Annotated in this window: 19 protein-coding genes and 1 tRNA gene; 12 read left to right on the plus strand and 8 right to left on the minus strand. The window is 65.1% G+C overall.

Features of this window, described 5'->3' with window-relative positions:
- Positions 1 to 148 precede the first annotated feature (148 nt).
- On the minus strand, positions 149 to 1324 hold the full coding sequence (locus VGT77_RS10090) for an acetyl-CoA C-acetyltransferase (protein WP_327462145.1): 1176 nt from the start codon (positions 1322 to 1324) through the stop codon (positions 149 to 151).
- A gap of 41 nt (positions 1325 to 1365) precedes the next feature.
- Positions 1366 to 2412 (minus strand): alpha/beta fold hydrolase, encoded by a 1047-nt coding sequence (locus tag VGT77_RS10095; protein ID WP_327462147.1) that lies wholly within the window; start codon positions 2410 to 2412, stop codon positions 1366 to 1368.
- Positions 2413 to 2437: 25 nt separating this feature from the next.
- On the opposite strand from VGT77_RS10095, the gene phaR reads away from it, so the two are divergent.
- Complete coding sequence (phaR, locus tag VGT77_RS10100; RefSeq protein WP_327462149.1) at positions 2438 to 2977, plus strand: polyhydroxyalkanoate synthesis repressor PhaR; 540 nt, start codon at positions 2438 to 2440, stop codon at positions 2975 to 2977.
- Between the two features lie 35 nt (positions 2978 to 3012).
- On the opposite strand, the gene mltG is transcribed toward phaR, so the two are convergent.
- The 3 genes from mltG to VGT77_RS10115 all read right to left on the minus strand — a co-directional run bounded on the left by mltG (position 3013) and on the right by VGT77_RS10115 (position 5680).
- On the minus strand, positions 3013 to 3972 hold the full coding sequence (gene mltG, locus VGT77_RS10105; protein ID WP_327462151.1) for an endolytic transglycosylase MltG: 960 nt from the start codon (positions 3970 to 3972) through the stop codon (positions 3013 to 3015).
- 111 nt (positions 3973 to 4083) lie between these two features.
- Positions 4084 to 5343 (minus strand): beta-ketoacyl-ACP synthase II, encoded by a 1260-nt coding sequence (fabF, locus tag VGT77_RS10110; protein ID WP_327462154.1) that lies wholly within the window; start codon positions 5341 to 5343, stop codon positions 4084 to 4086.
- Positions 5344 to 5443: 100 nt separating this feature from the next.
- Positions 5444 to 5680: an acyl carrier protein gene (locus VGT77_RS10115; RefSeq protein ID WP_171128760.1), complete on the minus strand. Its 237-nt coding sequence runs from the start codon at positions 5678 to 5680 to the stop codon at positions 5444 to 5446.
- Between the two features lie 120 nt (positions 5681 to 5800).
- Between VGT77_RS10115 and VGT77_RS10120 the strand changes: the two genes are divergently transcribed.
- Positions 5801 to 6370 (plus strand): 5-formyltetrahydrofolate cyclo-ligase, encoded by a 570-nt coding sequence (locus VGT77_RS10120; protein ID WP_327462158.1) that lies wholly within the window; start codon positions 5801 to 5803, stop codon positions 6368 to 6370.
- Positions 6358 to 6579, plus strand: a complete 222-nt coding sequence (locus tag VGT77_RS10125; protein ID WP_327462160.1) for a DUF2842 domain-containing protein — start codon at positions 6358 to 6360, stop codon at positions 6577 to 6579. The genes VGT77_RS10120 and VGT77_RS10125 overlap by 13 nt, the downstream gene beginning before the upstream one ends.
- Here the strand turns inward: VGT77_RS10125 and VGT77_RS10130 are convergent.
- Together VGT77_RS10130 and VGT77_RS10135 are read right to left on the minus strand one after the other, a co-directional pair.
- Positions 6568 to 6644, minus strand: a tRNA-Asp gene (locus tag VGT77_RS10130). The genes VGT77_RS10125 and VGT77_RS10130 overlap by 12 nt on opposite strands.
- A gap of 49 nt (positions 6645 to 6693) precedes the next feature.
- Positions 6694 to 7884: an AI-2E family transporter gene (locus VGT77_RS10135; protein ID WP_327462162.1), complete on the minus strand. Its 1191-nt coding sequence runs from the start codon at positions 7882 to 7884 to the stop codon at positions 6694 to 6696.
- A 55-nt stretch (positions 7885 to 7939) separates the two neighbouring features.
- Between VGT77_RS10135 and glpK the strand changes: the two genes are divergently transcribed.
- The 6 genes from glpK (at position 7940) to VGT77_RS15630 (ending at position 14487) form a co-directional block, all read left to right on the plus strand.
- Positions 7940 to 9400: a glycerol kinase GlpK gene (gene glpK, locus VGT77_RS10140; RefSeq protein ID WP_327462164.1), complete on the plus strand. Its 1461-nt coding sequence runs from the start codon at positions 7940 to 7942 to the stop codon at positions 9398 to 9400.
- Positions 9401 to 9610: 210 nt separating this feature from the next.
- Positions 9611 to 11182: a M28 family metallopeptidase gene (locus VGT77_RS10145; RefSeq protein WP_327462166.1), complete on the plus strand. Its 1572-nt coding sequence runs from the start codon at positions 9611 to 9613 to the stop codon at positions 11180 to 11182.
- A 115-nt stretch (positions 11183 to 11297) separates the two neighbouring features.
- Entirely contained in the window at positions 11298 to 13535 is a 2238-nt protein-coding gene (gene katG, locus VGT77_RS10150; RefSeq protein ID WP_327462168.1) for a catalase/peroxidase HPI, read from the plus strand.
- 69 nt (positions 13536 to 13604) lie between these two features.
- Complete coding sequence (locus VGT77_RS10155) at positions 13605 to 13892, plus strand: hypothetical protein (protein ID WP_327462170.1); 288 nt, start codon at positions 13605 to 13607, stop codon at positions 13890 to 13892.
- Positions 13893 to 13954: 62 nt separating this feature from the next.
- Positions 13955 to 14113, plus strand: a complete 159-nt coding sequence (locus VGT77_RS10160) for a hypothetical protein (protein ID WP_327462172.1) — start codon at positions 13955 to 13957, stop codon at positions 14111 to 14113.
- A gap of 50 nt (positions 14114 to 14163) precedes the next feature.
- The gene (locus VGT77_RS15630) at positions 14164 to 14487 is read left to right on the plus strand and encodes an immunity 53 family protein (RefSeq protein ID WP_414713385.1); all 324 of its coding nucleotides are present in this window, start codon (positions 14164 to 14166) and stop codon (positions 14485 to 14487) included.
- A 35-nt stretch (positions 14488 to 14522) separates the two neighbouring features.
- Here the strand turns inward: VGT77_RS15630 and VGT77_RS10165 are convergent, their stop codons facing one another.
- The gene (locus VGT77_RS10165; protein WP_327462174.1) at positions 14523 to 14768 is read right to left on the minus strand and encodes a hypothetical protein; all 246 of its coding nucleotides are present in this window, start codon (positions 14766 to 14768) and stop codon (positions 14523 to 14525) included.
- Positions 14769 to 15420: 652 nt separating this feature from the next.
- Between VGT77_RS10165 and clpB the strand changes: the two genes are divergently transcribed.
- Genes clpB through VGT77_RS10180 form a run of 3 tightly spaced genes read left to right on the plus strand, consistent with a single transcriptional unit; the run spans position 15421 to position 20499 of the window.
- On the plus strand, positions 15421 to 18000 hold the full coding sequence (gene clpB / locus VGT77_RS10170; RefSeq protein WP_327462176.1) for an ATP-dependent chaperone ClpB: 2580 nt from the start codon (positions 15421 to 15423) through the stop codon (positions 17998 to 18000).
- The gene (locus VGT77_RS10175) at positions 17993 to 19468 is read left to right on the plus strand and encodes a tetratricopeptide repeat-containing sulfotransferase family protein (RefSeq protein ID WP_327462178.1); all 1476 of its coding nucleotides are present in this window, start codon (positions 17993 to 17995) and stop codon (positions 19466 to 19468) included. Before clpB ends, VGT77_RS10175 begins: the two co-directional genes overlap by 8 nt.
- The gene (locus tag VGT77_RS10180) at positions 19465 to 20499 is read left to right on the plus strand and encodes a hypothetical protein (RefSeq protein ID WP_327462180.1); all 1035 of its coding nucleotides are present in this window, start codon (positions 19465 to 19467) and stop codon (positions 20497 to 20499) included. Before VGT77_RS10175 ends, VGT77_RS10180 begins: the two co-directional genes overlap by 4 nt.
- The last annotated feature ends 67 nt before the right edge of the window (positions 20500 to 20566 follow it).

The raw sequence follows: 20566 nt of genomic DNA on the forward strand, positions 1-20566 counted from the left end.
GCCTCGGCGGCATCGGGGCTGGCCCAGTATGAGCTTCTGACGGCGCTCGGCGACCGGTTGGAGCGGGTTTGGATTTAAGCGGCCCGTTCGCTTCGAGCGAAGTCGAGAAGCGTATCTCGACTTCGCTCGATACGAACGGAAGAGGCCGCTACCGCTCCAGGCACATGGCAATGCCCATGCCGCCGCCGATGCAGAGAGTGGCGAGGCCTTTCTTCGCATCCCGCTTCTGCATCTCGTAGATGAGCGTGGTCAGGATGCGCGCGCCGGACGCGCCGATCGGGTGGCCGATCGAGATGGCGCCGCCATTGACGTTGACCTTGTCCGCGTCCCAGCCAAGTTCCTTGCCGACCGCCAGCGCCTGGGCGGCGAAGGCTTCGTTCGCTTCGATCAGGTCCAGGTCGGCGATGGTCCAGCCGGCCTTCTCCAGCGCCTTCTGGCTGGCAGGGACCGGGCCGATGCCCATGATCGCGGGGTCGACGCCGGCGGAGGCCCAGCTGGCAATGCGTGCGAGCACCGGCGCACCGCGGCGCTCGGCCTCCTCGCGAGTGGTGACAACCAGCACCGCAGCGCCATCGTTCAAGCCGGAGGCGTTGCCGGCCGTGACCGAGCCGCCGTCACGCTTGAAGGCAGGCTTCAGGCCGGCAAGGCTCGCCACCGCCACGCCTTCACGAATAAACTCGTCGCGGTCGACGACCGTGTCGCCCTTGCGGCCCTTGATCGTCACCGGCGCGATCTCGTCGTCGAAGCGGCCGGCGGCGCGGGCCTTCTCGGCCTTGTTCTGCGATGCGCAGGCGAACTCATCCTGCTGGTCGCGCGTGATCTGGTAGCGCTCAGCCAGGTTCTCGGCGGTCACGCCCATGTGGTAGCCGTTGAAGACGTCGGTCAGGCCGTCCTTGATCATCGTGTCGGTCAGCTCGACCGAGCCCATCTTGGTGCCACCGCGGAGCTGCTGCGCATGGGGCGACAGCGACATATTTTCCTGGCCGCCCGCGACGACGATCCTGGCGTCGCCGGTCGCGATCATCTGGGCGGCGGTGGCGACCGCGCGCATGCCGGAGCCACAGACCTGGTTAAGGCCCCAGGCGGGCACTTCCTTCGGCACGCCGGCGGCGATCGAGGCCTGGCGCGCCGGGTTCTGGCCCTGCGCCGCCGTCAGCACCTGGCCGAGAATGACTTCGGACACGTCCTCGCCCTTCACGCCGGCCTGGGCCAGCGCGGCTTCGATCGCCACGCGACCGAGTTCGTGCGCGGGGGTTGCCGAATAGGAGCCGAGAAAGCTGCCGACCGGCGTGCGCTTGGCGGCGATGATGACGATGTCCTGCATGAGTGCGCTCCTGCGAGAGAAGGGAAATGGCGCGCCGATTATCAGCTTTGCTGCGCCTGCGAAAGATGAGCGGCGAGCGGCTCCCACAACTGCTCCCGCGCACGCGATCCGACGATCATGCCGACATGGCCGAGGCCAAGAAGCTTCTGGTTGGGCAAGCGCGCCGAACTTGGGGCGGGCACGATCCGGTCGTGCAGCGACACGAACTCGAGCGTCGGCACCCCGACCAGCTTCGGATCGACACCATGCCAGTCGCCGCGCCCGGTCACGTCCGCGCCGATCATGCCCTCGAACAGCTCGCGTCCAGCGGCAAAGGTGAGGGGCGCTCCGTCATTCGCCCAATCCTCCAGCGCGACGAAGCCGCGTGCCTGTTCGCTGTCCGGCTCGAACTGGCTGAACGCCTCATACTTCGCCACAGTACGGGCCGGATCAAGCCGCCAAAAGCCGGTCTGCAGCACCTCCATCGGCACCAGCCCCAGCCGCTCGGCCGAAGGACGCGCGGCCTGCCACAGTGCGCCGATCTCCGCCCGCGCCTGCTCGCCAAAGCCGGCGAAATGCCACGGCGCTGCGATCAGCGTCAGGCTCAGGAGCCGCGCCTGCATGGAGGCGGCAAGCGCCATCGTGCCGCCTAGGCAATAGCCGATCAGATGCACGGACTCACCCAGTTGATCGAGCAGCGGGAGGAGGAGCGAGGCGTGACTGAAGACATCTTCGCCTTGAGCTGGAGCATGGTCGGACGGATCGCCCCAATCGACCAGCAGCGGCCTGACTCCCTGCCCCGCCATCCAGCGCAAGAGCGAGTTGTGCTCGCTCAAATCGAGAATGGCCGGCGGGTTGATCAGCGAAGGCACGAACACCGCCGGCGGCCCCTCACCGCCATAGTGGCGCAGCATCGCTCGGCCGGCGCGGGCAATCACCGGCATCTTCGGCAATCGACCGGTCCGCGGTGCCGCCTGATACGCTCGCAAGCCCTCCAGAATGCGCGCCCGACGCGGCAGGTCGTCCCGCGTCTGCTCCCGCACCAGATCGAGGAACAAGGGCAGCGGCCGCGGCCCGTGTTGCGCTGCGGCATGGGGGGGTGCTAGCATCGGGCTTTCAGCTAAGGGCACGTCCATGGCCAAGAATCCCCGCGACGGCTCGGGCGTCGTGATCATCAAGAAATATGCGAACCGCCGCCTCTATAACACGGAGACGTCGAGCTACATCACGCTCGAGCATCTGGCGACGATGGTGCGTGAAGGCCGCGAGTTTCAGGTGCTCGATGCCCGCACCGACGAGGACATCACCCGCTCGGTGCTGACCCAGATCATCATGGAGGAGGAGGCGCGCGGCCAGACCATGCTGCCGGTCAACTTCCTGCGCCAGCTGATCTCAATGTACGGCGACTCCATGCAGTCGATGGTGCCGCAGTATCTGGACGCGTCGATGGAGGCGTTCCGTAAGAATCAGGCCCAGTTCCACAAGGCCATGGAAGGCGCCTTTGCGGGCGGACCCTTCGCCGAGATCGCGCGCCGCAACATGGAAATGCTCGAAGCCGCGACCAGCGCCTTCAAGCCGAAGAGCAAGCCGGCAGCGGAGAGCAAGGACGACGAAATTGCCGCCTTGAAGGCGCAGATGGCTGAGCTTCAGTCGAAGATTGAGAAGCTCGGCTGAAAAATAGGGACTGTCCCTATTTATCTAGTCGCCGGTCACATCTCGCCGCGGGCGCGACGGAGCGCGTACCATCGGGCGACGTTCGCGTTGTGCTCGGCAAGCGTATCGGCAAAGACATGGCCGCCATCGCCCTTGGCGACGAAATACAGCGCTTTGGTCGGCGCCGGATCGAGCACCGCCGCGATCGAGGCCCGGCCGGGATTGGCGATCGGCCCCGCCGGCAGCCCGGCTCTCGCATAGGTGTTGTAGCCATTGTCCGCCTGCAGCTCCGAGCGAAGGATGCGGCGGCCGAGTGGCTTACCCTTTGTCACCGGATAGATGACGGTCGGATCGGCCTGGAGGGGCATGCCGATGCGCAGCCGGTTCGAATAGACACCGGCGACCATGCGGCGTTCGGCCGGAACGCCCGTCTCCTTCTCGACGATAGCAGCAAGGTTCACAGCTTCCTGCGGCGAGCGCACCACAGACGTGGCTTTCCGCTTCAGCCAAAGCTCGGCCAACGCCTTGTCCATCGCGGTCGTCATGCGCTTCAGCACCGCTGCTCGGCTTTCGCCCCGCTGGTAGCTGTAGCTGTCCGGCAGCACCGATCCTTCCGCCGGCACCGGCGCGGAGCCGGTCAGGAGCGGCGTCGCCATCAATTTCTCATGCACCAGGATCGAGGGCATGCCTTCGGGGATGGTGACGAAGCGCTGCAGCGTCTTGCCCGATTGTAGCAGCGCCACAATTTCGCGCGCGCTCGCGTGCTTGGGCACTTCATATTCGCCGGCGCGGATGGTGCCTTCGCCGCCGAACAGCCGCGCCAACAAGTAGAAGCGGTCGGCCGAGGCAATGGCACCCGCCTTCTCCAGTTCCCGCGCGGCGGAGCGCAGCGTGCCGCCTTCGGGAACGATGACAGCCGTCGGTTTGGCCGCCGGACCGGCGCCGTTCCAGGAGTAGAAGGCTGCCGCGACGGCGACGAGCGCGAGGGCCGCGAGTAAGACAATCAGGCGCCGCATTATCCACCACTCCGTTCGGGCTGAGCCTGTCGAAGCCCTGCACTTCCTTGCCTCAGGCCTAAGAAGAAAAGCAGGCCTTCGACAAGCTCAGGCCGAACGGAGTTTCGGTGCTCAGACCGCCCTCAGCACCAGGCTGGCATTGGTGCCGCCAAAGCCGAAGCTGTTGTTCAGCACAGCCTTGATCTTCCGCTCCTTCGCGACGTTGGGAACGAGGTCCACCCCTTCCACGCCTTCGCTCGGATTTTCGAGATTGATCGTGGGGGGAGCGATCTGGTCGCGCATCGCCAGGATGCAGAAGATCGTCTCCACCGCGCCCGCACCCCCGAGCAAGTGACCGATCATCGACTTGGTCGAGCTCATCGACAGATTGGCGATGTTGTTGCCGAACAGGCGGCGGACCGCGCCGAGTTCCAGCTCGTCCCCCAGCGGCGTAGAAGTGCCGTGCGCATTGATATAGTCGATGTCGCCTAGGTCGAGGCCCGAACGTTCCATCGCCACCTTCATAGCCCGGAAGGCGCCCGCCCCTTCGGGATGCGGCGCGGTGACGTGATAGGCATCGCCCGACATGCCATAGCCGATCAGCTCGGCATAGATTTTCGCGCCGCGCTTCTTCGCGCGCTCATATTCCTCGAGCACGACGACGCCCGCGCCTTCGCCCATGACGAAGCCGTCGCGGTCCTTGTCATAGGGGCGGCTGCCGCGATGCGGTTCGGCCTTGAAGTTGGTCGAAAGCGCGCGGGCCTGGGCGAAACCGGCGATGCCGATCGGGCAGATCGCGCCCTCCGCGCCGCCCGCGAGCATCACGTCCGCATCGCCCAGCTGAATCATCCGCCCGGCGTCACCGATCGAATGGGCGCCGGTCGAGCAGGCGGTCACCACTGCGTGGTTCGGACCCATCAGCCCGTATTTGATCGAGACCTGGCCCGAGATAAGGTTGATCAGCCGTCCATGAACGAAGTGGGGCGAAACGCGCCGCGGTCCCTTTTCGTGCAGCACCAGCGACTCAGACTCGATGCCCGGCAGGCCGCCGATGCCTGCGCCGATGGAACAGCCGATGCGCAGCCGCTCTTCCTCGCTGGCATCGATCAGGCCGGCATCTTCCATGGCCTGGCCTGCCGCGTCGATGCCGTAGATGATGAACGGATCGACCTGACGCTGCACCTTGTGGTCGACGCGCTTGTTCGGATCGAAGCCATATTCGTGATCGGCTGGCTTAACTTCGCAGGCATAGTCGCAGGCGTAATCGGTCGCGTCAAAGCGCGTGATCGTCGCCGCGCCCGACTTGCCGGCCTTGATGTTGCTCCAAGCCGTCTCGACATCGGCTCCCAGGGGGGTGACCAGACCAAGACCGGTGACGACGACACGGCGCATGCGCTAACTCCAGTTCTTCAATGCGAAACGGCCCCCCTGCCCCAAATGGGCGGGAGAGCCGTTCGTTCAACGCGGCGGACGGAACCCGCCCACGAGGGGCTCAGCCCTTGTTGTTGTCGATATAGCTGATCGCGTCCTTGACGGTCGTGATCTTTTCGGCGGCATCGTCCGGAATCTCGACGCCGAACTCTTCCTCGAAAGCCATGACGAGCTCGACAATGTCGAGACTGTCCGCGCCCAGATCGTCGATGAAGCTGGCGTCCTCGGTCACCTTGTCGGCTTCGACGCCGAGATGCTCGACGACGATCTTCTTCACGCGGTCGGCAGTTTCGCTCATGAATAGTCCTTCGTGTTAAGCTTTGCGTAAGGCACCTAATCCCGCACCTGAACGCTGGCAAGCCCCGCGCGAGCCGAGTCCGGCTAGGCAGCGCGCCCGACCACGCTTAAGGCGCGCTGAATGGAGCCGGACGAGTTGAAGCCGAGGTTGCGCGCCGAGCTGCGCGCACGGCGCGACGCCTTGGTTGCGGGCCTGGACACGGCTGGGCAGGCCTTTGACTTTCGCCGCGCGCCGACGCCGCTCAAGGCTCTGTTCGCCTCCTCCCAAGTGGTCGCCGGTTATGTCGCTGTCGGCAGCGAAGCCGATCCGGCGGCGCTGCTGGAGCAGGCGCATGCTCAGGGAGCGATCATCGCCTTGCCTTATGTGGAGCGTCGATCCGTTCCGATGCGCTTCCTGTCCTGGACACCGGGCCAGTCACTGGTGACCGGCCCATACGGCCTGAGCCAACCCGATCGCACCACGGCTGAAGAAGTCGCGCCCGACCTGTTCCTTGCGCCGCTGCTCGGCTTCGACCGGCGGCTGCACCGGCTCGGCCAAGGGGCTGGCTTCTACGACCGCGCTTTCGCACGCTATCCGGATGCGGTGCGGGTCGGCATGGCCTGGAGCGTGCAGGAAGTGGAGATGGTGCCGCAGGACCCTTGGGACGTGCCGCTCCACGCCGTGCTTACCGAACGGGAATGGATCGCCTGATGGACCCGGCCAAGCGCAGCGTAATCGGCATGTTCCTGGTCCTGAGCGTGATCGCGCTCTGGGCGGTGATCGTCGCCAGCTTCTCGGGCCTCATCGGACGCCTGCCGATCCTTCTCCAGGCGTTCGTCTATATCGTGGCGGGCGTGGCATGGATCTTCCCGGCCAAGCCGATCATGCGCTGGATCGTGACGGGAAAATGGCGCGAGTGACGGGGCTCGAACCCGCGACCTCCGGCGTGACAGGCCGGCGCTCTAACCGACTGAGCTACACCCGCGCTTCGGTTGAGGCGCGCCGGTTAGGGGAGGCTCGCAACCCTGTCAACGCTATTCGTCCGGGTCTCCATGATCGCCATGGCCAGCGACCAAAGTGCCTTCTTCGAACAGGAAGCCCGCAATGTCCGGCTTGCCCGCGGCGCTCATTACTGTCTGGATGATGATCAGTAGCGGCACCGCCAGCAGCGCTCCCGGCGTGCCCCAGACCCATCCCCAGAAGCTCAGCGACAAAAGGATCAGCAGCGGGTTGATCGTCAGCCTCTTGCCTAGGATCGCTGGCGTGATCGCATTGGCCTCGATCACGTGGAGCACGATCTGAATCGCGGCCGGCAGCAACGCGAGCCAGACGTCCGAGAAAGTCATCAGACCGCCCAGCGCGAGCAGGATCGCCGCCAGGATCGGGCCGATATAGGGAACGTAGTTCAGCAGGGCGACGATGCCGCCCCACATCAGGGGCGACGGCATGCCGATCGCCCACAGCGCCACAGCGACCAGCAGGCCGAGCGTGACGTTGATGAAGGTGATCGTGCCCAGATAGGCCGAGGTCGAATCGACGACATTTTGGATCACTCGCGCAGTCGCCAGTGCCCCGCCGAAGCTGCCGCGGCTGGTGATCGTCCGCTCCCGAAGCCGAGTCCAGCCGCACAGGAAGAAGTAGATGACGAGGATCGCGAAGAAGAGCTGGATGGCGGCGTGCGGCGCCGATGAGACATAGTCCATGATCGAGCTCGGCGCCTGAACGGCCGAGGCCTGAGCCGCGGCGACAGGTCCGCTCGCCAGCATCTGCACGGTATCGTCGACGAACTTCTGCAGGTTCGAATAGAAGTCGATCAGCGGCGCCAGATTGGCCTGGATCTGCGGGATCCGCTCGGGAAGCGCCCGGAACCATTCGGTCGCCGGCACCACGATCGAGGCGAGCGCCGCATTGGCGATAACCAGGAACACGAACAGGCAGACGAACGCGGCAATGCCGGAGGGCACCCGCCGCCGCTCCAGCCATTCGAGCAGCGGCACGAGCGCGATCGCAATCACCATCGCGGCGGTGACCGGCAGGAAGAACTCGGCCCCGGCGCGCAGCGCGAACGGAAGCCCCAGCAGCAGCCCGATGCTGGCGACGAGGGTTAATCCGGCGAGCAGCCGGTTGCGCTGATATTCGAGCGTCGGCTCCGGCGCGCGGCGCAGCCGATCCAGCGGCACCGGCTCCGGCCGCCTCTCCACCCGCTCCGATTGTTCCGCACGCATGAGGCGTTTATGCGCCAGACGAAGCGCCACCGCCAGATGGCGAAAGGGGGAGAATATGCCGGAAACCATCCTTGTCATCGACGAAGGCACCACTTCGACCCGCGCGATGCTGTTCGGAGCGGACGGCACATGCCTCGGCTCCGCGCAACGCGAACTGACCCAGCATTATCCCGCGCCCGGTCTCGTGGAGCATGATGCGGCCGAGATCTGGGAGCGGACGCTCGAATGTGCGCACGAGATGGTCGGCAAGGCGGGCGGTGCGGAGCGGATCGCGGCGATCGGCATCACCAATCAACGCGAGACGATCGTCTTCTGGGACAAGGCGACTGGCGAGCCGCTCTCCCGCGCAATCGTGTGGCAGGACCGGCGCACCGCGGATCGCTGCGCCGCGCTCAAGGAACAGGGGCATGAAGCCGCGGTCCAGGCCAAGACCGGGCTGCTGCTCGATCCCTATTTCTCTGCGTCCAAAATCGGCTGGGCGCTCGAGCATTGGCCGCAACTAAAGGAGGCGGGGGACCGGCTCACGGTCGGCACCGTCGAGTCCTGGCTGATTTGGAAGCTGACCGGCGGGCTCCACGTCACCGACGCGACCAATGCCAGCCGCACCGCGCTGATGGCGATCGGCAGCGGCGGCTGGGATGACGGCCTGCTCGCCCTGTTCGGCGTGCCGCGGGCGATCCTCCCCGAAATTGTCGACTGTGCTGGGCGCTTCGGCGAGACGCGGCTGTTCGGCGCGCCCATTCCGATCTGCGGGCTCGCCGGCGACCAGCAGGCGGCTACCATCGGCCAAGCCTGCCTGTCGCCCGGCGACACCAAGGCGACCTACGGCACTGGCGCGTTCGTGCTAACCGCCACCGGAACCTCCCTTCCCGCCTCGCGCCACCGCCTGCTCGCAACAGTCGCCTGGCAGTTGGGCGGGCAGCGTCATTATGCGCTTGAGGGCAGCGTATTCGTCGCCGGGAGTCTTATCAAATGGCTGCGCGACGATGTCGGCCTGCTCGCCAGTGCCGCTGAGTCGGAGGAAATCGCGCGATCAGTGCCGGACAATGGCGACGTATACCTGGTTCCGGCGCTGTCCGGCCTCGGCGCGCCCTGGTGGCGGCCCGACGCGCGCGCCGCCATCACCGGGTTGAGCTTTTCAGCCAAGCGCGCGCACATCGTCCGCGCCGCCCTTGAGGCACAGGCGCTGCAGACGCACGACTTGAAGACCGCCTTTGCCGGCGATGGCTGCGATTGGACACGGCTGCGCATCGACGGCGGCATGGCGGCGAACGACTGGCTGGCACAGGATCTGGCCGACATGCTCGGCGTCACCGTCGAGCGGCCCGGCTTCGTCGAGACCACTGCGATGGGCGCGGCCATGCTGGCCGGGGTCGGAGCGGGTCTGTTCAGTTCTCTGGAGGGAGCGGCAGCGATGCGCGGGGAAGTGCGCGTGTTCGAGCCGGCCATCGACCAGGGTAAACGCCGCGAGCGCCTCGAGGGCTGGGCGACCGCCGTGGGTTCCGTGCTCGGCTAGCGCATACCACCTCGTCATTCCCGCGAAAGCCGGAACCCAGGAGTCGCAAGAAGAAGCTGGATCCCCGCTTTCGCGGGGATGACGAACGGATCTGACGGGAAAAAAGCGCTGACGTCGACGAACGTACGACGAGCTTCGACGAACGGCGACTGGCAGCTCGTCGGCGCACCCGCTATCCCCATGCACTCTCAGCCCTTTCCAGGACCGACGATGATCCTCCGCCCGCTGCTGCTCGCTTCCGTTCTCGCCGCGCCCGCCAATGCCCAGGAGTTCACGCCCGAGCGGTTCCGCTCCCATGTCGAGTTCCTCGCCACCGACCTGATGGAAGGGCGCGACGCAGGCACGCGCGGTTATGACCTGGCGGCCAGCTATGTCGGCTCGCAGTTCCTCGGTCTCGGCCTCACCCCGGCAGGCAGTTACGGATGGTATCAGCAGGTGCCCTTTGTCGAGGCACTGCGCACCGGCACCGCGAGCGTGTCGGTTGGCGGGCGCAGCTTCGATGCGGCCAAGGACGTAGCGGTCGGCGGCAGCCCGCTTGCGACTTCGCAGGAGCTGACCGCGCCCGCCGTCTTCGTCGGCTACGGCCTCGACGCTCCGGCGGCCGGCTTCGACGATTATCGCGGGCTCGACGTTCGCGGCAAATATGTCGTCGTGCTGAGCGGCTTTCCGAAGGGCACGCCAAGCGAAGTCGGCGCTCATCTGAATTCGATGAAGCAGCGTTTCGCCGAGCAGCGCGGCGCCCTGGGCGTGATCACGATCCGCACGCTGCAGGATCAACAGCGCCGCAAGTTCGACTATTATTTGAAGAGCGCGGCCGAGCCGTCGATCGGCTGGGTCCAGCCGGACGGCATGCCCTATGCGCTGGCCCCGAAGCTCCGCGTCACAGCGACCTTCGATCAGGCGCCCGCCGAAGCGCTGTTCGCCGGCGCCAGGACCAGCCTTGCCGCTGTGCTCGCCGAGGCCGACAAGCAGGGCGGCAAACCCAAGGGCTTCGCGCTCAAGCCCTCAGTTACCATCATCAACCGGAGCAGCCATCGCCGCTTCACCAGCCCAAACGTGCTGGGTGTGCTGCCGGGCTCCGATCCGGCGCTGAAGGACGAATATGTGCTGCTGATGGCCCATCTCGATCACGAGGGCACCGACCCGAAGCTGCCCGGCGAGGACAAGATCTATAACGGCGCCATGGACAATGCGACCGGCATCTCGACCATGCTGGAGGTAGCCCGCGCGTTCGCGACCAGCGGCACGCGGCCGAAGCGCTCGTTCCTGTTCGCGGCGGTGACCGCCGAGGAAGATGGGCTGCTCGGCGCCGAATATCTCGCCAAGCATCCGGTGGTGGGCAAGGGAAAGGTGGTCGGCGTGGTCAACCTCGACATGCCGGTGCTGCTCTACGACTTTAGCGACGTGATCGCGTTCGGCGCCAATCACTCGACCCTTGGGCCGATGGTGCAGCGCGCCGCCTCGGGCGAAGGCGTGGGGCTCGCGGCCGATCCGCTGCCCCAGGAAGGGCTGTTCACCCGCTCGGACCATTACAAATTCGTGCGCGAAGGCGTGCCGAGCGTGTTCCTGATGACCGGCTTCGGCAATGGCGGCGACAAGCAATTCACCGGCTTCCTCTCCACCCACTACCATAAGGTAACGGACGACCTGAAGCTGCCGATCGACTGGAAGGCGGGCGCGAAGTTCGCGAGCATCAACTACGCCATCGCCAAGGAAATCGCCGATGCACCTGAGGCGCCCCGCTGGAACACCGACAGCTTTTTCAATCCGGCGAAGAAGTGACCCGCGCAGGGCGGCTTCAATCGATTTCCTGATCATCTTCGACGAGGTTTAATCATTAATCTTCGTCAGGCGTCCGGCGTATCGTCGCCTCCCCCGACAAGAGGAGAGATGCGCCATGGACGTGAAGACCGGTCAGATGAGTGGCTGCCCCGTTGAGCGGCCGACCACGGTCCGCTCGCTGCTCGGCCGTACCAACCGCGATTGGTGGCCGGAGGCGCTTCCGCTCGAAGTCCTGAACCAGGGCGGTCTCTCGCCCGACCCGATGGGCGACGAGTTCGATTATGCTGCCGCCTTCGATCAGCTCGATTATCAGGCGCTGAAGGCCGACATCGCCAAGATGCTGACCGACAGCCAGCCCTGGTGGCCGGCCGATTATGGCAATTATGGCGGGCTGATGATCCGCATGGCCTGGCACGCCGCCGGCACCTACCGCACTGCCGACGGACGCGGTGGGGCGAATAGCGGCCAACAGCGCTTTGCCCCGCTCAACTCCTGGCCGGACAATGGCAATCTCGACAAGGCGCGGCGGCTGCTCTGGCCGATCAAGCGCAAATACGGCAAGCATATCAGCTGGGCGGACCTGTTCATCCTGGCGGGCAATGTCGCGATCGAATCGATGGGCGGTCCGGTCTTCGGCTTCGGCGGTGGACGGCGCGACGTGTTCGAGCCGGAACGCGACATCTATTGGGGCTCCGAAGAGCAATTCGTCGGCCATCCGGACAACAAGACACGCATCCTGCCCGAGGAGCAGTTGGAGCTCGAGCATCCGCTTGCCGCGATCCAGATGGGCCTGATCTACGTCAATCCGGAAGGCCCGGGCGGCATTCCCGACCCGCTCCAGTCCGCGCGCGACATCAAGATCACTTTCGAGCGCATGGCGATGAACCATGAGGAGACGGTGGCGCTGACTGCGGGCGGTCATACTTTCGGCAAGGCCCATGGCGCGGGCGATCCAAGCCTGGTCGATGCCGCACCGGAAGCGGCCGATATCGCGCTTCAGGGTCTAGGCTGGGCGAGCGCGCACGAAAGCGGTTTCGGCGAGCACACCATCACCAGCGGCATCGAAGGCAGTTGGGTGAACACGCCGACCGAATGGTCGGAGAATTATTTCCGGCTGCTGCTCGACTATGAATATGAGCTCGTCCGCTCTCCCGCCGGCGCGCAGCAATGGCAGCCGATCAACCAGAAGCCGGAAGACATGGCGCCGGCCGCACATGATCCGAACAAGCGCGTCCCGACGATGATGACCACCGCCGACATGGCGCTGAAGGTCGATCCGGAGTTCCGTTTGATCTCCGAGAAGTTCCGCAACGACCATGAGGCGTTCAAGGACGCGTTCGCCCGCGCCTGGTTCAAGCTGACCCATCGCGACATGGGGCCGAAGGTCCGCTACCTCGGACCGGAAGTGCCGGCCGAAGACCTGATCTGGCAGGACCCGGTTCCCGCCGGAAAGATGCCGTCCAGCGGCGATGTCGATGCGTTCAAGTCGAAGATCCTCGGCGCAGGCTTCAGCATCGGCCAGCTGGTCAAGACGGCCTGGGCATCCGCATCCACCTATCGCCGCTCCGACCATCGCGGCGGCGCCAATGGCGCGCGCATCCGGCTGGAGCCTCAACGCGGTTGGGCGGTGAACGAGCCGGAGGAACTCGGCCGAGTGCTGGCGAAGATTGAGGAGCTGCGCGGCAGCCTGTCGATGGCCGACGCGATCGTGCTGGCCGGCACGGCGGCGGTGGAGAAAGCGGCGAGGGACGCCGGCTTCAACGTGCAGGTTCCTTTCACCGGCGGCCGGGGCGACGCGACGCAGGACTGGACCGATGTCGAGAGCTTCGCGGTGATGGAGCCTGTCGCCGATGGCTTCCGCAACTATCTGAAGACCAAGCACAGCGTGAAGACCGAAGAGCTGCTCCTCGACCGCGCCTCGCTGCTCGGCCTTTCCGTGCCGGAAATGACGGTGCTGCTAGGGGGGCTGCGCGTGCTCGGCGCCAACTTCCAGGATCGGCCGGAAGGCGTCTTCACAACGCGCAAGGGCCAGCTGACCAACGACTTCTTCGTCAACCTGCTCGATAACGACACCTTCTGGCAGGTGATCGACGAGAGCGGCGACGAGGAGTTCATCGGCTACGATCGCGGCGGGCGGCAGGAGAAATGGCGGGCGACCCGCACGGACCTGATCTTCGGATCGAACAGCCAGTTGCGCGCCGTCGCCGAGGTCTATGCCGAAGCCGGACACGAGGACAAGTTCGTGCGCGACTTCGTCCATGCCTGGACCAAGGTGATGAATGCCGACCGCTTCGACCTGCCGCAAAAAGGCGGCAGCGTCGAGCCGATCGGCATCGCCGAACCGGCGGAGTAAACTAGCCGGCGAGCCGACCGCGCCCGAGCAAGAGGCGCGGCGGCTCGGCTGGCCTGGAGAGGAGGATCAATGCACAGGAGCCAGGTGGACACGCTCGACCCGCGCCGGCCGCATTGGGCCTTGGCGGTCGAAGCGCCCAGCCGGGATTGGATCGCGGCACCCGGCTGCCGCCCCCATGCCCGCTTCCTCGTCGACGGCATCAGCATGGCACCTTCCCGCGAGCGCTTCGAAGTCTTCGACAGCCGCGCCGACTGCCTGACCTGGATCATGGCTCATCGCCGCGAACTCAGCGAGCATATGCCCGGAGCCAAGCTTCACCCGGTGCCGCTCGCCGATTGGCTGCTCGGTCTGGCCTGAGTGGGATAGAAGGTCTGCAAACGACCCATTGCGGTCGCCTGAGGATCGTGCGAGCTGAACAAGTGATCGATGAAATCCTCATTGGCCTCATCGGCGGAGCCGTGGGCGAGAAATTGTTCGGGAAGCTGGCAAGACGGCATCGTTATATCACTTACGCGATATGCATTCCGATCCTAACGGTGATCGGCTATTTGGCGGTCGACCAGCTTTGGGCCTCATAGTCGGCAAACCACCCGTTGCGGACATTCGACGGGACTGACAAACCTAGCTCATGCAAGCGACCGAGCGACCGCACCTCGACTGGCTCCAAGACTTTTATCGATCGCTATGCAACGGAGATTGGGAACACGGTTACGGCTTCTCGATCGAGAACATTGATAATCCCGGCTGGCACTTTCGCTTCGAAACGACGGACACGTTCTTGGACGGGCGACCGTTCGCCCCCGTGGCACACGATCGCTCACACGAAGATTGGGTGAACTGCAGGCTGGACGGAAGCCGATGGGAGGGCTTTGGCGGTCCGCTCAATCTCGTGGAGCTACTGGCCTACTTTAGGGAGTGGGCAGAAGCGGAGCTGAAAGCGCAAGGCCTCTAAAAGTCCGCTTTCGAGCCATCGCGAACATCGAGCAGCTACATCGTCAGCCAGTAGATGAAGCCTCCAGCTAACATGACCACAAGCGCGCAACCCCAGAGCGGGATTGGTGTTCCATCGTCGTAATCGCCGTTCTCGACGAAGCGGCGAACTGCGGTCCGCTGCTGAAATGCATACTCCTCGTCGCGGGCGCGTATGTCCGCGTCGTCGAGATAGTGGAACACGATTTCGGGTGTGGCATCGACGTGTAGCTCCGGTTGAAGCTCGCTCGTCAGGCGCTCCACCTCTGACCAGTTTGCAGGCTCTTGTTCTTCGGCGGCGAGAATGGCTGCTAAGCGGCGGCGTAGCTCATCGATTTCGATCGGGACACACTACAAGCCCGTATCCTTCCCGCAATGACTCCAATCCACCCATTGCGGTCGCTCCGCGCGAACGGCAAAGATGCGCCTATGGGCAAGCGGTCGGGCGTTCCTCACACGGACGAAGAGTTAGCGAAGCTAAGCCGGGAGGAAATGGAAGCTGAGCTTCGCCGGTCAAGGTCGCGTCTGACTATCGCAGGCTCTGCAGAGATGGCGAAGCGTTGGCACAAGCGCATTCACTGGCTTGAAGCTGCGTTGACCAATCGCGACTGATCGGCAGCTTTCCACCCTTAGCGGACTTTTGCTCGGGTTTGGCCACCTGTCCGAGGCAAAGGAATTTGCTGCCCTACACACCGTCCTTTTTGCCAGTCTCACATTGCACGGCGACTCGCATGAAGCATCTTTATTGAAGCAGGAGCGCCCCTCAGGTCGTGCATCTGTCGACGACATGATGCTCAACCGCGTTCCGCATAAGCTCCATGATCCAATGTGACCTTTTGTGACCTTTCGCGCTCCGAAGCACCTTGTGTTGCAATTTGGTCACACTACATCCTGCTCAACAGTTTGAGGGGATCACATGAATCTCGAGAAGTTTTCCGACCGGGCGAAGGGCTTTCTGCAGTCAGCGCAGACAGTCGCGATCCGCATGTCGCACCAGCGCATCTCGCCCGAGCATCTGCTGAAGGCGCTGCTGGAAGACAATGAAGGCATGGCGTCGGGCCTGATCCGCGCGGCGGGCGGCGATCCGGCCATTGCGCTCAGGGAGACGGACGCAGCGCTGGCCAAGGTGCCTTCGGTCAGCGGATCGGGTGCGCAGCAGACGCCTGGCCTCGACAATGACGCGGTGCGGGTGCTCGACCAGGCCGAGCAGGTGTCGGCCAAGGCAGGCGACAGCTTCGTCACCGTCGAGCGGCTGCTGCTGGCGCTCACCCTCGCCACCACCACCGCAGCCGGCAAGGCGCTCGCCAGGGCGAATGTGACCGCGGGCGGACTCAATGACGCGATCAACAAGCTGCGCGGCGGCCGCACCGCCGACACCGCGTCCGCGGAAGATCGGTACGATGCGCTGAAGAAATTCGCGCGCGACCTGACCGAGGCAGCGCGCGAGGGCAAGCTCGATCCGGTCATCGGACGCGACGAGGAAATCCGCCGCACCATCCAGATCCTGGCCCGGCGCACCAAGAACAATCCGGTGCTGATCGGCGAGCCGGGCACGGGCAAGACCGCGATCGCCGAGGGCCTCGCGCTGCGCATCGCCAATGGCGACGTGCCGGACTCGCTGCGCGACCGCCGGCTGATGTCGCTCGACATGGGCGCGCTGATCGCCGGTGCCAAATATCGCGGCGAGTTCGAGGAGCGGCTGAAAGGCGTGCTCGACGAAGTGCGCCAAGCCGAAGGCGACATCATCCTCTTCATCGACGAGATGCACACGCTGATCGGGGCGGGGAAGGCCGAAGGCGCGATGGACGCGGGGAACCTCTTGAAGCCCGCCCTCGCCCGCGGCGAGTTGCACTGCATCGGCGCCACCACGCTCGACGAGTATCGCAAGCATGTCGAGAAGGATGCGGCGCTGCAGCGACGTTTCCAGCCGGTGTTCGTCGACGAGCCGAGCGTCGAGGACACGATCTCGATCCTGCGCGGCCTCAAGGAGAAGTACGAGCTGCACCATGGCGTGCGGATCACCGACGGCGCGATCGTCGCCGCCGCCACCCTCTCCAACCGTTACATCACCGACCGCTTCCTGCCCGACAAGGCGATCGACCTGATGGACGAGGCCGCCTCGCGGCTGCAAATGGAGATCAAGTCCAAGCCCGAGGAGATCGAGAATCTCGACCGGCGCATCATCCAGCTCAAGATCGAGCGCGAAGCGCTGAAGAAGGAGACCGACCAGGGCTCCCGCGACCGGCTGCAGTCGCTCGAATCCGAGCTCGCGAGCCTTGAGGACGAGTCGGCGGCGCTGACCGCGCGCTGGCAGGGCGAGAAGGAAAAGATCGCCGGCGAAGCGAAGATCAAGGAGCAGCTCGATCAAGCCCGGCTGCAACTGGAGCAGGCGCAGCGCGGCGGCGATCTCGCCCGCGCCGGTGAGCTCAGCTACGGCATCATCCCGGCGCTCGAAAAGCAGCTGGCCGAAGCCGAGGGCGCGGCGGCGGGCGCGATGCTGCGCGAGGAAGTCGTGGCCGACGACATTGCCGGCGTGGTGTCACGCTGGACCGGCATTCCGGTCGACCGCATGCTCGAAGGCGAGCGCGACAAGCTCCTGCGCATGGAGGACGTGATCGGCAAGCGCGTGATCGGGCAGAAGGAAGCGGTGCACGCCGTCTCTACTGCCGTCCGCCGCGCGCGCGCGGGACTTCAGGACCCGAACCGTCCGCTCGGCTCCTTCCTGTTCCTGGGGCCGACCGGGGTCGGCAAGACCGAGCTGACCAAGGCGCTGGCCGAATTCCTGTTCGACGACTCATCGGCCATGGTGCGGATCGACATGTCGGAGTTCATGGAGAAGCATTCGGTCGCGCGGCTGATCGGTGCACCGCCGGGCTATGTCGGTTATGAAGAAGGCGGCGTGCTCACCGAAGCCGTTCGCCGGCGCCCCTATCAGGTGGTGCTGTTCGATGAGGTGGAGAAGGCGCATGGCGACGTGTTCAACGTCCTCCTTCAGGTGCTGGACGATGGCCGCCTGACCGACGGGCAGGGGCGCACGGTCGATTTCTCGAACACTCTGATCATCCTGACCTCGAACCTCGGCTCGCAGTTCCTGAGCCAGGTCGCGGACGATGCCGACGTGAAATCGGTCGAGCCGCAGGTGATGGAGATCGTGCGCGGGCATTTCCGCCCGGAGTTCCTCAACCGGCTTGACGAGATCATCCTGTTCCACCGTCTCGCGGCCGAACATATGGCGCCGATCGTCGACATTCAGGTCGGTCGCGTCCAGAAGCTGCTCGCCGACCGCAAGGTGACGCTGGAACTGACCGACGGCGCGCGGGCCTGGCTCGGCCGCGTCGGCTATGACCCGGTCTATGGCGCGAGGCCGCTGAAGCGCGCCGTGCAGCGCTACCTCCAGGATCCTCTTGCCGAGCTGATCCTGTCGGGCGAGGTGCGCGATGGCGGCACGGTGCGGGTCGACGAAGGCGATGGGAGGCTGGAGCTGAGTGTTGGTTGAGGGTCCGGCGTCGCTGCGCAACCGCGCAATCGGGAGGATGAACGCCGGCCGCGTCCGGGAAGCCATTGCCGCCTATCGGCAGCTGACAGCCGGCGGCGCCGCGACGCCGGACGACTGGTACAATCTCGGCTATCTGCTCCGTGTCGAACGGCGCTTCGAGGAGGCGCTCGACGCCTATGGCGAGGCGATCGCGCGGGGCGTCGGCCGGCCGGAGGAAGTGCATCTCAATCGGGCTGCCATCTTATCGGAGCATTCGAACCAACACGACGCGGCTCAGCAGGAACTGAAACGGGCGCTGGCGCTCAACCCTGCTTTCATCATGGCCTGGTTGAACCTCGGAAATCTTCATGAAGACAGAGGCGATGCTGCCGCTGCGCGGGAGGCGTATGAGCGGGTGATCGCGCTTGATCCGCATAATGGCCGCGCCAATGCTCGGCTCGGGACGCTCGATGTATTCGGCGGAGCGCCGGACAAGGGAGTTAGACGGCTGCAACCTCTCGTTACGGCCCCGCAGGTGCCGATGGCGGCAAGGGCTGAGATGGGGTTCGCGCTCGGCCAGGCACTGGATGCGGCGGGGCGCTATGACGAGGCGTTCCATGCCTTTGCCAGGGCCAATGAACTGACGGAAAGCGGCAAGCGCCCGGGCGAGCGGTACGATGCCGCAGCGGCCGACCGGCTGTTCGCCGCAATCAAGGCGAGCTTCCCCTCTCCGGCAAAGGCGGCAGACCAGCCAGGCAGCGAGAAGCTGATCTTCATCTGTGGCATGTTCCGGTCCGGCTCCACTCTTGTCGAGACGGTGCTGGGGCGACACGAGGCGGTGACGTCCGGGGGCGAGCTGGAGATTATTCCCGCCTTTGCTGCCACCGCGCTTCAGCCTTATCCGCAAGCGGCGGCAGACCTCTCGCCGGCAGCGATCGCGCAGCTGCGGGACGCGTACCTGGCCGAGGTGCGGCGGCTCCATCCTGGCTTCCGCTGCCTGACCGACAAAAGGCCCGACAATTTCCTGCATGTGGGCCTGATCAAGACGCTGTTCCCGGACGCGCGGATCGTGAACACAGTGCGCGAGCCGCTCGACAACATCCTGTCGGTCTATTTCCTCAATGCCGATGAGTCGGTCAGCTACAAGACTCGGCTTGAGGCGATCGTGCATTGGTATGCGCAGTATCGCGGTCTCGTGGCACATTGGAAGCGCCTCTATCCAGACGATATCTTCGACCTGAACTACGACGCTCTGGTCGCGGAGCCGGAACCCGTGGTCCGGTCGCTACTGGCGTTTTGCGGCCTGGAATGGGATCCGGCTTGCCTGGCGCCTGAACGCGCGACGGAGCTGGTGCGGACGGCCAGCGTCTGGCAGGTCCGCCAGCCGCTGCATCGCCGTTCCTCGCAGCGGCACCTCAATTATGCGTCGCACCTTCGTGCCATCGAGGCTCAGTTGCGGGATCAGCTTGAAGGTGTCGAAGGCGCATGACGGGCCTCCAAAAAAAAGTCGTGCGCGACGGAGATTGGCTGGCTCATCGATATGACGAACAGCTGGACGCGATACAGTTCCTGCAAGTGTCTCGGCAGGTCAGGGATCGCGCGACCTTCCTGACCGACCAACATCTTCCGGCAGGTCTGCCGCTGCAGGTGCTTCCTCGGCGAGACGTCGCGGCGGAGGCGAAACGGCAACAGGCGCCGTTGCACATGATTTTCCATTCGGCATTTTGCTGCTCAACGCTGCTCGCCCGTGCCTTCGATATCCCGGGCATGTCCGGGAGCCTGAAGGAACCGGTACTGCTGAACGACGTGGTCGGATTCCGCCGTCGCGGCGCGGCCAGCCGGGACGTCGCTGAGCTGCTGGACCACAGCCTCGCCCTGCTTGCCCGGCCGCTGCGTTCCGGCGAGGCCGTGGTGGTGAAGCCGTCGAACGTGATCAATGGGCTCGCACGCCTCTCCCTGGCCCTGCGGCCGGGAATGCGTGCCGTGCTCCTTCATGCTCCCTTGCCCCTGTTCATCACGTCGGTGGCGAAGAAGGGGCTGGAGGGCCGCGCCTGGGTACGCGATCTGGTTGCCGGCTACCGGCTGGATGGGCTGATCGAGCGGTTCGGTATGGATGGAGAAGCGCTGTTCCGCTTGTCGGACCTTCAGGTCGCGGCGCTGGGTTGGCTGGCGCAACAGGCGGCATTCGCCACGCTCGTGAGGGATCTCGGCGCCGACAGGGTGCGGACCATCAGCAGCGAGGAGTTGCTCGATGAACCCGCCGAAGCCTTGGCGCAGGTGTCTCGGCTGTTCGAGCTTGGTTTAAGCGAAGACCAAGCGCGCAAGATCGCCGAGGGTCCGGTCTTCGCACGGGACGCCAAGACCGGTTCGACCTTCGGACGCGCCGATCGGAACAGCGAATATGCCGAAGCGACGTCCGCTCATCGCGAAGAGATCGAGATGGTGGCGGAATGGGCGCGGGTTGTGGCCGAGCGCAACGGGATACCGCTGAAGCTCGGTGCGCCTCTGCTGGGAGACTAACCGGCCTAACTCGCATCGTCATTGCGAAGAGCGAAGCGACGAAGAATTCAGCGAGGGCGGAGGCTGT

Source organism: Sphingomonas sp. (genome assembly GCF_035944535.1).
Lineage (GTDB): Bacteria > Pseudomonadota > Alphaproteobacteria > Sphingomonadales > Sphingomonadaceae > Sphingomonas_B.

What these genes read in the sequence shown, in the direction of transcription:
- mltG (WP_327462151.1), bottom strand. Translation starts at nt 3,972, where the DNA reads ATGCGGCGCCTGATTGTCTTACTCGCGGCCCTCGCGCTCGTCGCCGTC.
- katG (WP_327462168.1), top strand. Translation starts at nt 11,298, where the DNA reads ATGGACGTGAAGACCGGTCAGATGAGTGGCTGCCCCGTTGAGCGGCCG.
- VGT77_RS10115 (WP_171128760.1), bottom strand. Translation starts at nt 5,680, where the DNA reads ATGAGCGAAACTGCCGACCGCGTGAAGAAGATCGTCGTCGAGCATCTC.
- phaR (WP_327462149.1), top strand. Translation starts at nt 2,438, where the DNA reads ATGGCCAAGAATCCCCGCGACGGCTCGGGCGTCGTGATCATCAAGAAA.
- VGT77_RS10135 (WP_327462162.1), bottom strand. Translation starts at nt 7,884, where the DNA reads ATGCGTGCGGAACAATCGGAGCGGGTGGAGAGGCGGCCGGAGCCGGTG.
- VGT77_RS10180 (WP_327462180.1), top strand. Translation starts at nt 19,465, where the DNA reads ATGACGGGCCTCCAAAAAAAAGTCGTGCGCGACGGAGATTGGCTGGCT.
- VGT77_RS10155 (WP_327462170.1), top strand. Translation starts at nt 13,605, where the DNA reads ATGCACAGGAGCCAGGTGGACACGCTCGACCCGCGCCGGCCGCATTGG.
- fabF (WP_327462154.1), bottom strand. Translation starts at nt 5,343, where the DNA reads ATGCGCCGTGTCGTCGTCACCGGTCTTGGTCTGGTCACCCCCCTGGGA.
- glpK (WP_327462164.1), top strand. Translation starts at nt 7,940, where the DNA reads ATGCCGGAAACCATCCTTGTCATCGACGAAGGCACCACTTCGACCCGC.
- VGT77_RS10145 (WP_327462166.1), top strand. Translation starts at nt 9,611, where the DNA reads ATGATCCTCCGCCCGCTGCTGCTCGCTTCCGTTCTCGCCGCGCCCGCC.
- clpB (WP_327462176.1), top strand. Translation starts at nt 15,421, where the DNA reads ATGAATCTCGAGAAGTTTTCCGACCGGGCGAAGGGCTTTCTGCAGTCA.
- VGT77_RS10125 (WP_327462160.1), top strand. Translation starts at nt 6,358, where the DNA reads ATGGATCGCCTGATGGACCCGGCCAAGCGCAGCGTAATCGGCATGTTC.
- VGT77_RS10090 (WP_327462145.1), bottom strand. Translation starts at nt 1,324, where the DNA reads ATGCAGGACATCGTCATCATCGCCGCCAAGCGCACGCCGGTCGGCAGC.
- VGT77_RS10120 (WP_327462158.1), top strand. Translation starts at nt 5,801, where the DNA reads ATGGAGCCGGACGAGTTGAAGCCGAGGTTGCGCGCCGAGCTGCGCGCA.
- VGT77_RS15630 (WP_414713385.1), top strand. Translation starts at nt 14,164, where the DNA reads ATGCAAGCGACCGAGCGACCGCACCTCGACTGGCTCCAAGACTTTTAT.
- VGT77_RS10095 (WP_327462147.1), bottom strand. Translation starts at nt 2,412, where the DNA reads ATGCTAGCACCCCCCCATGCCGCAGCGCAACACGGGCCGCGGCCGCTG.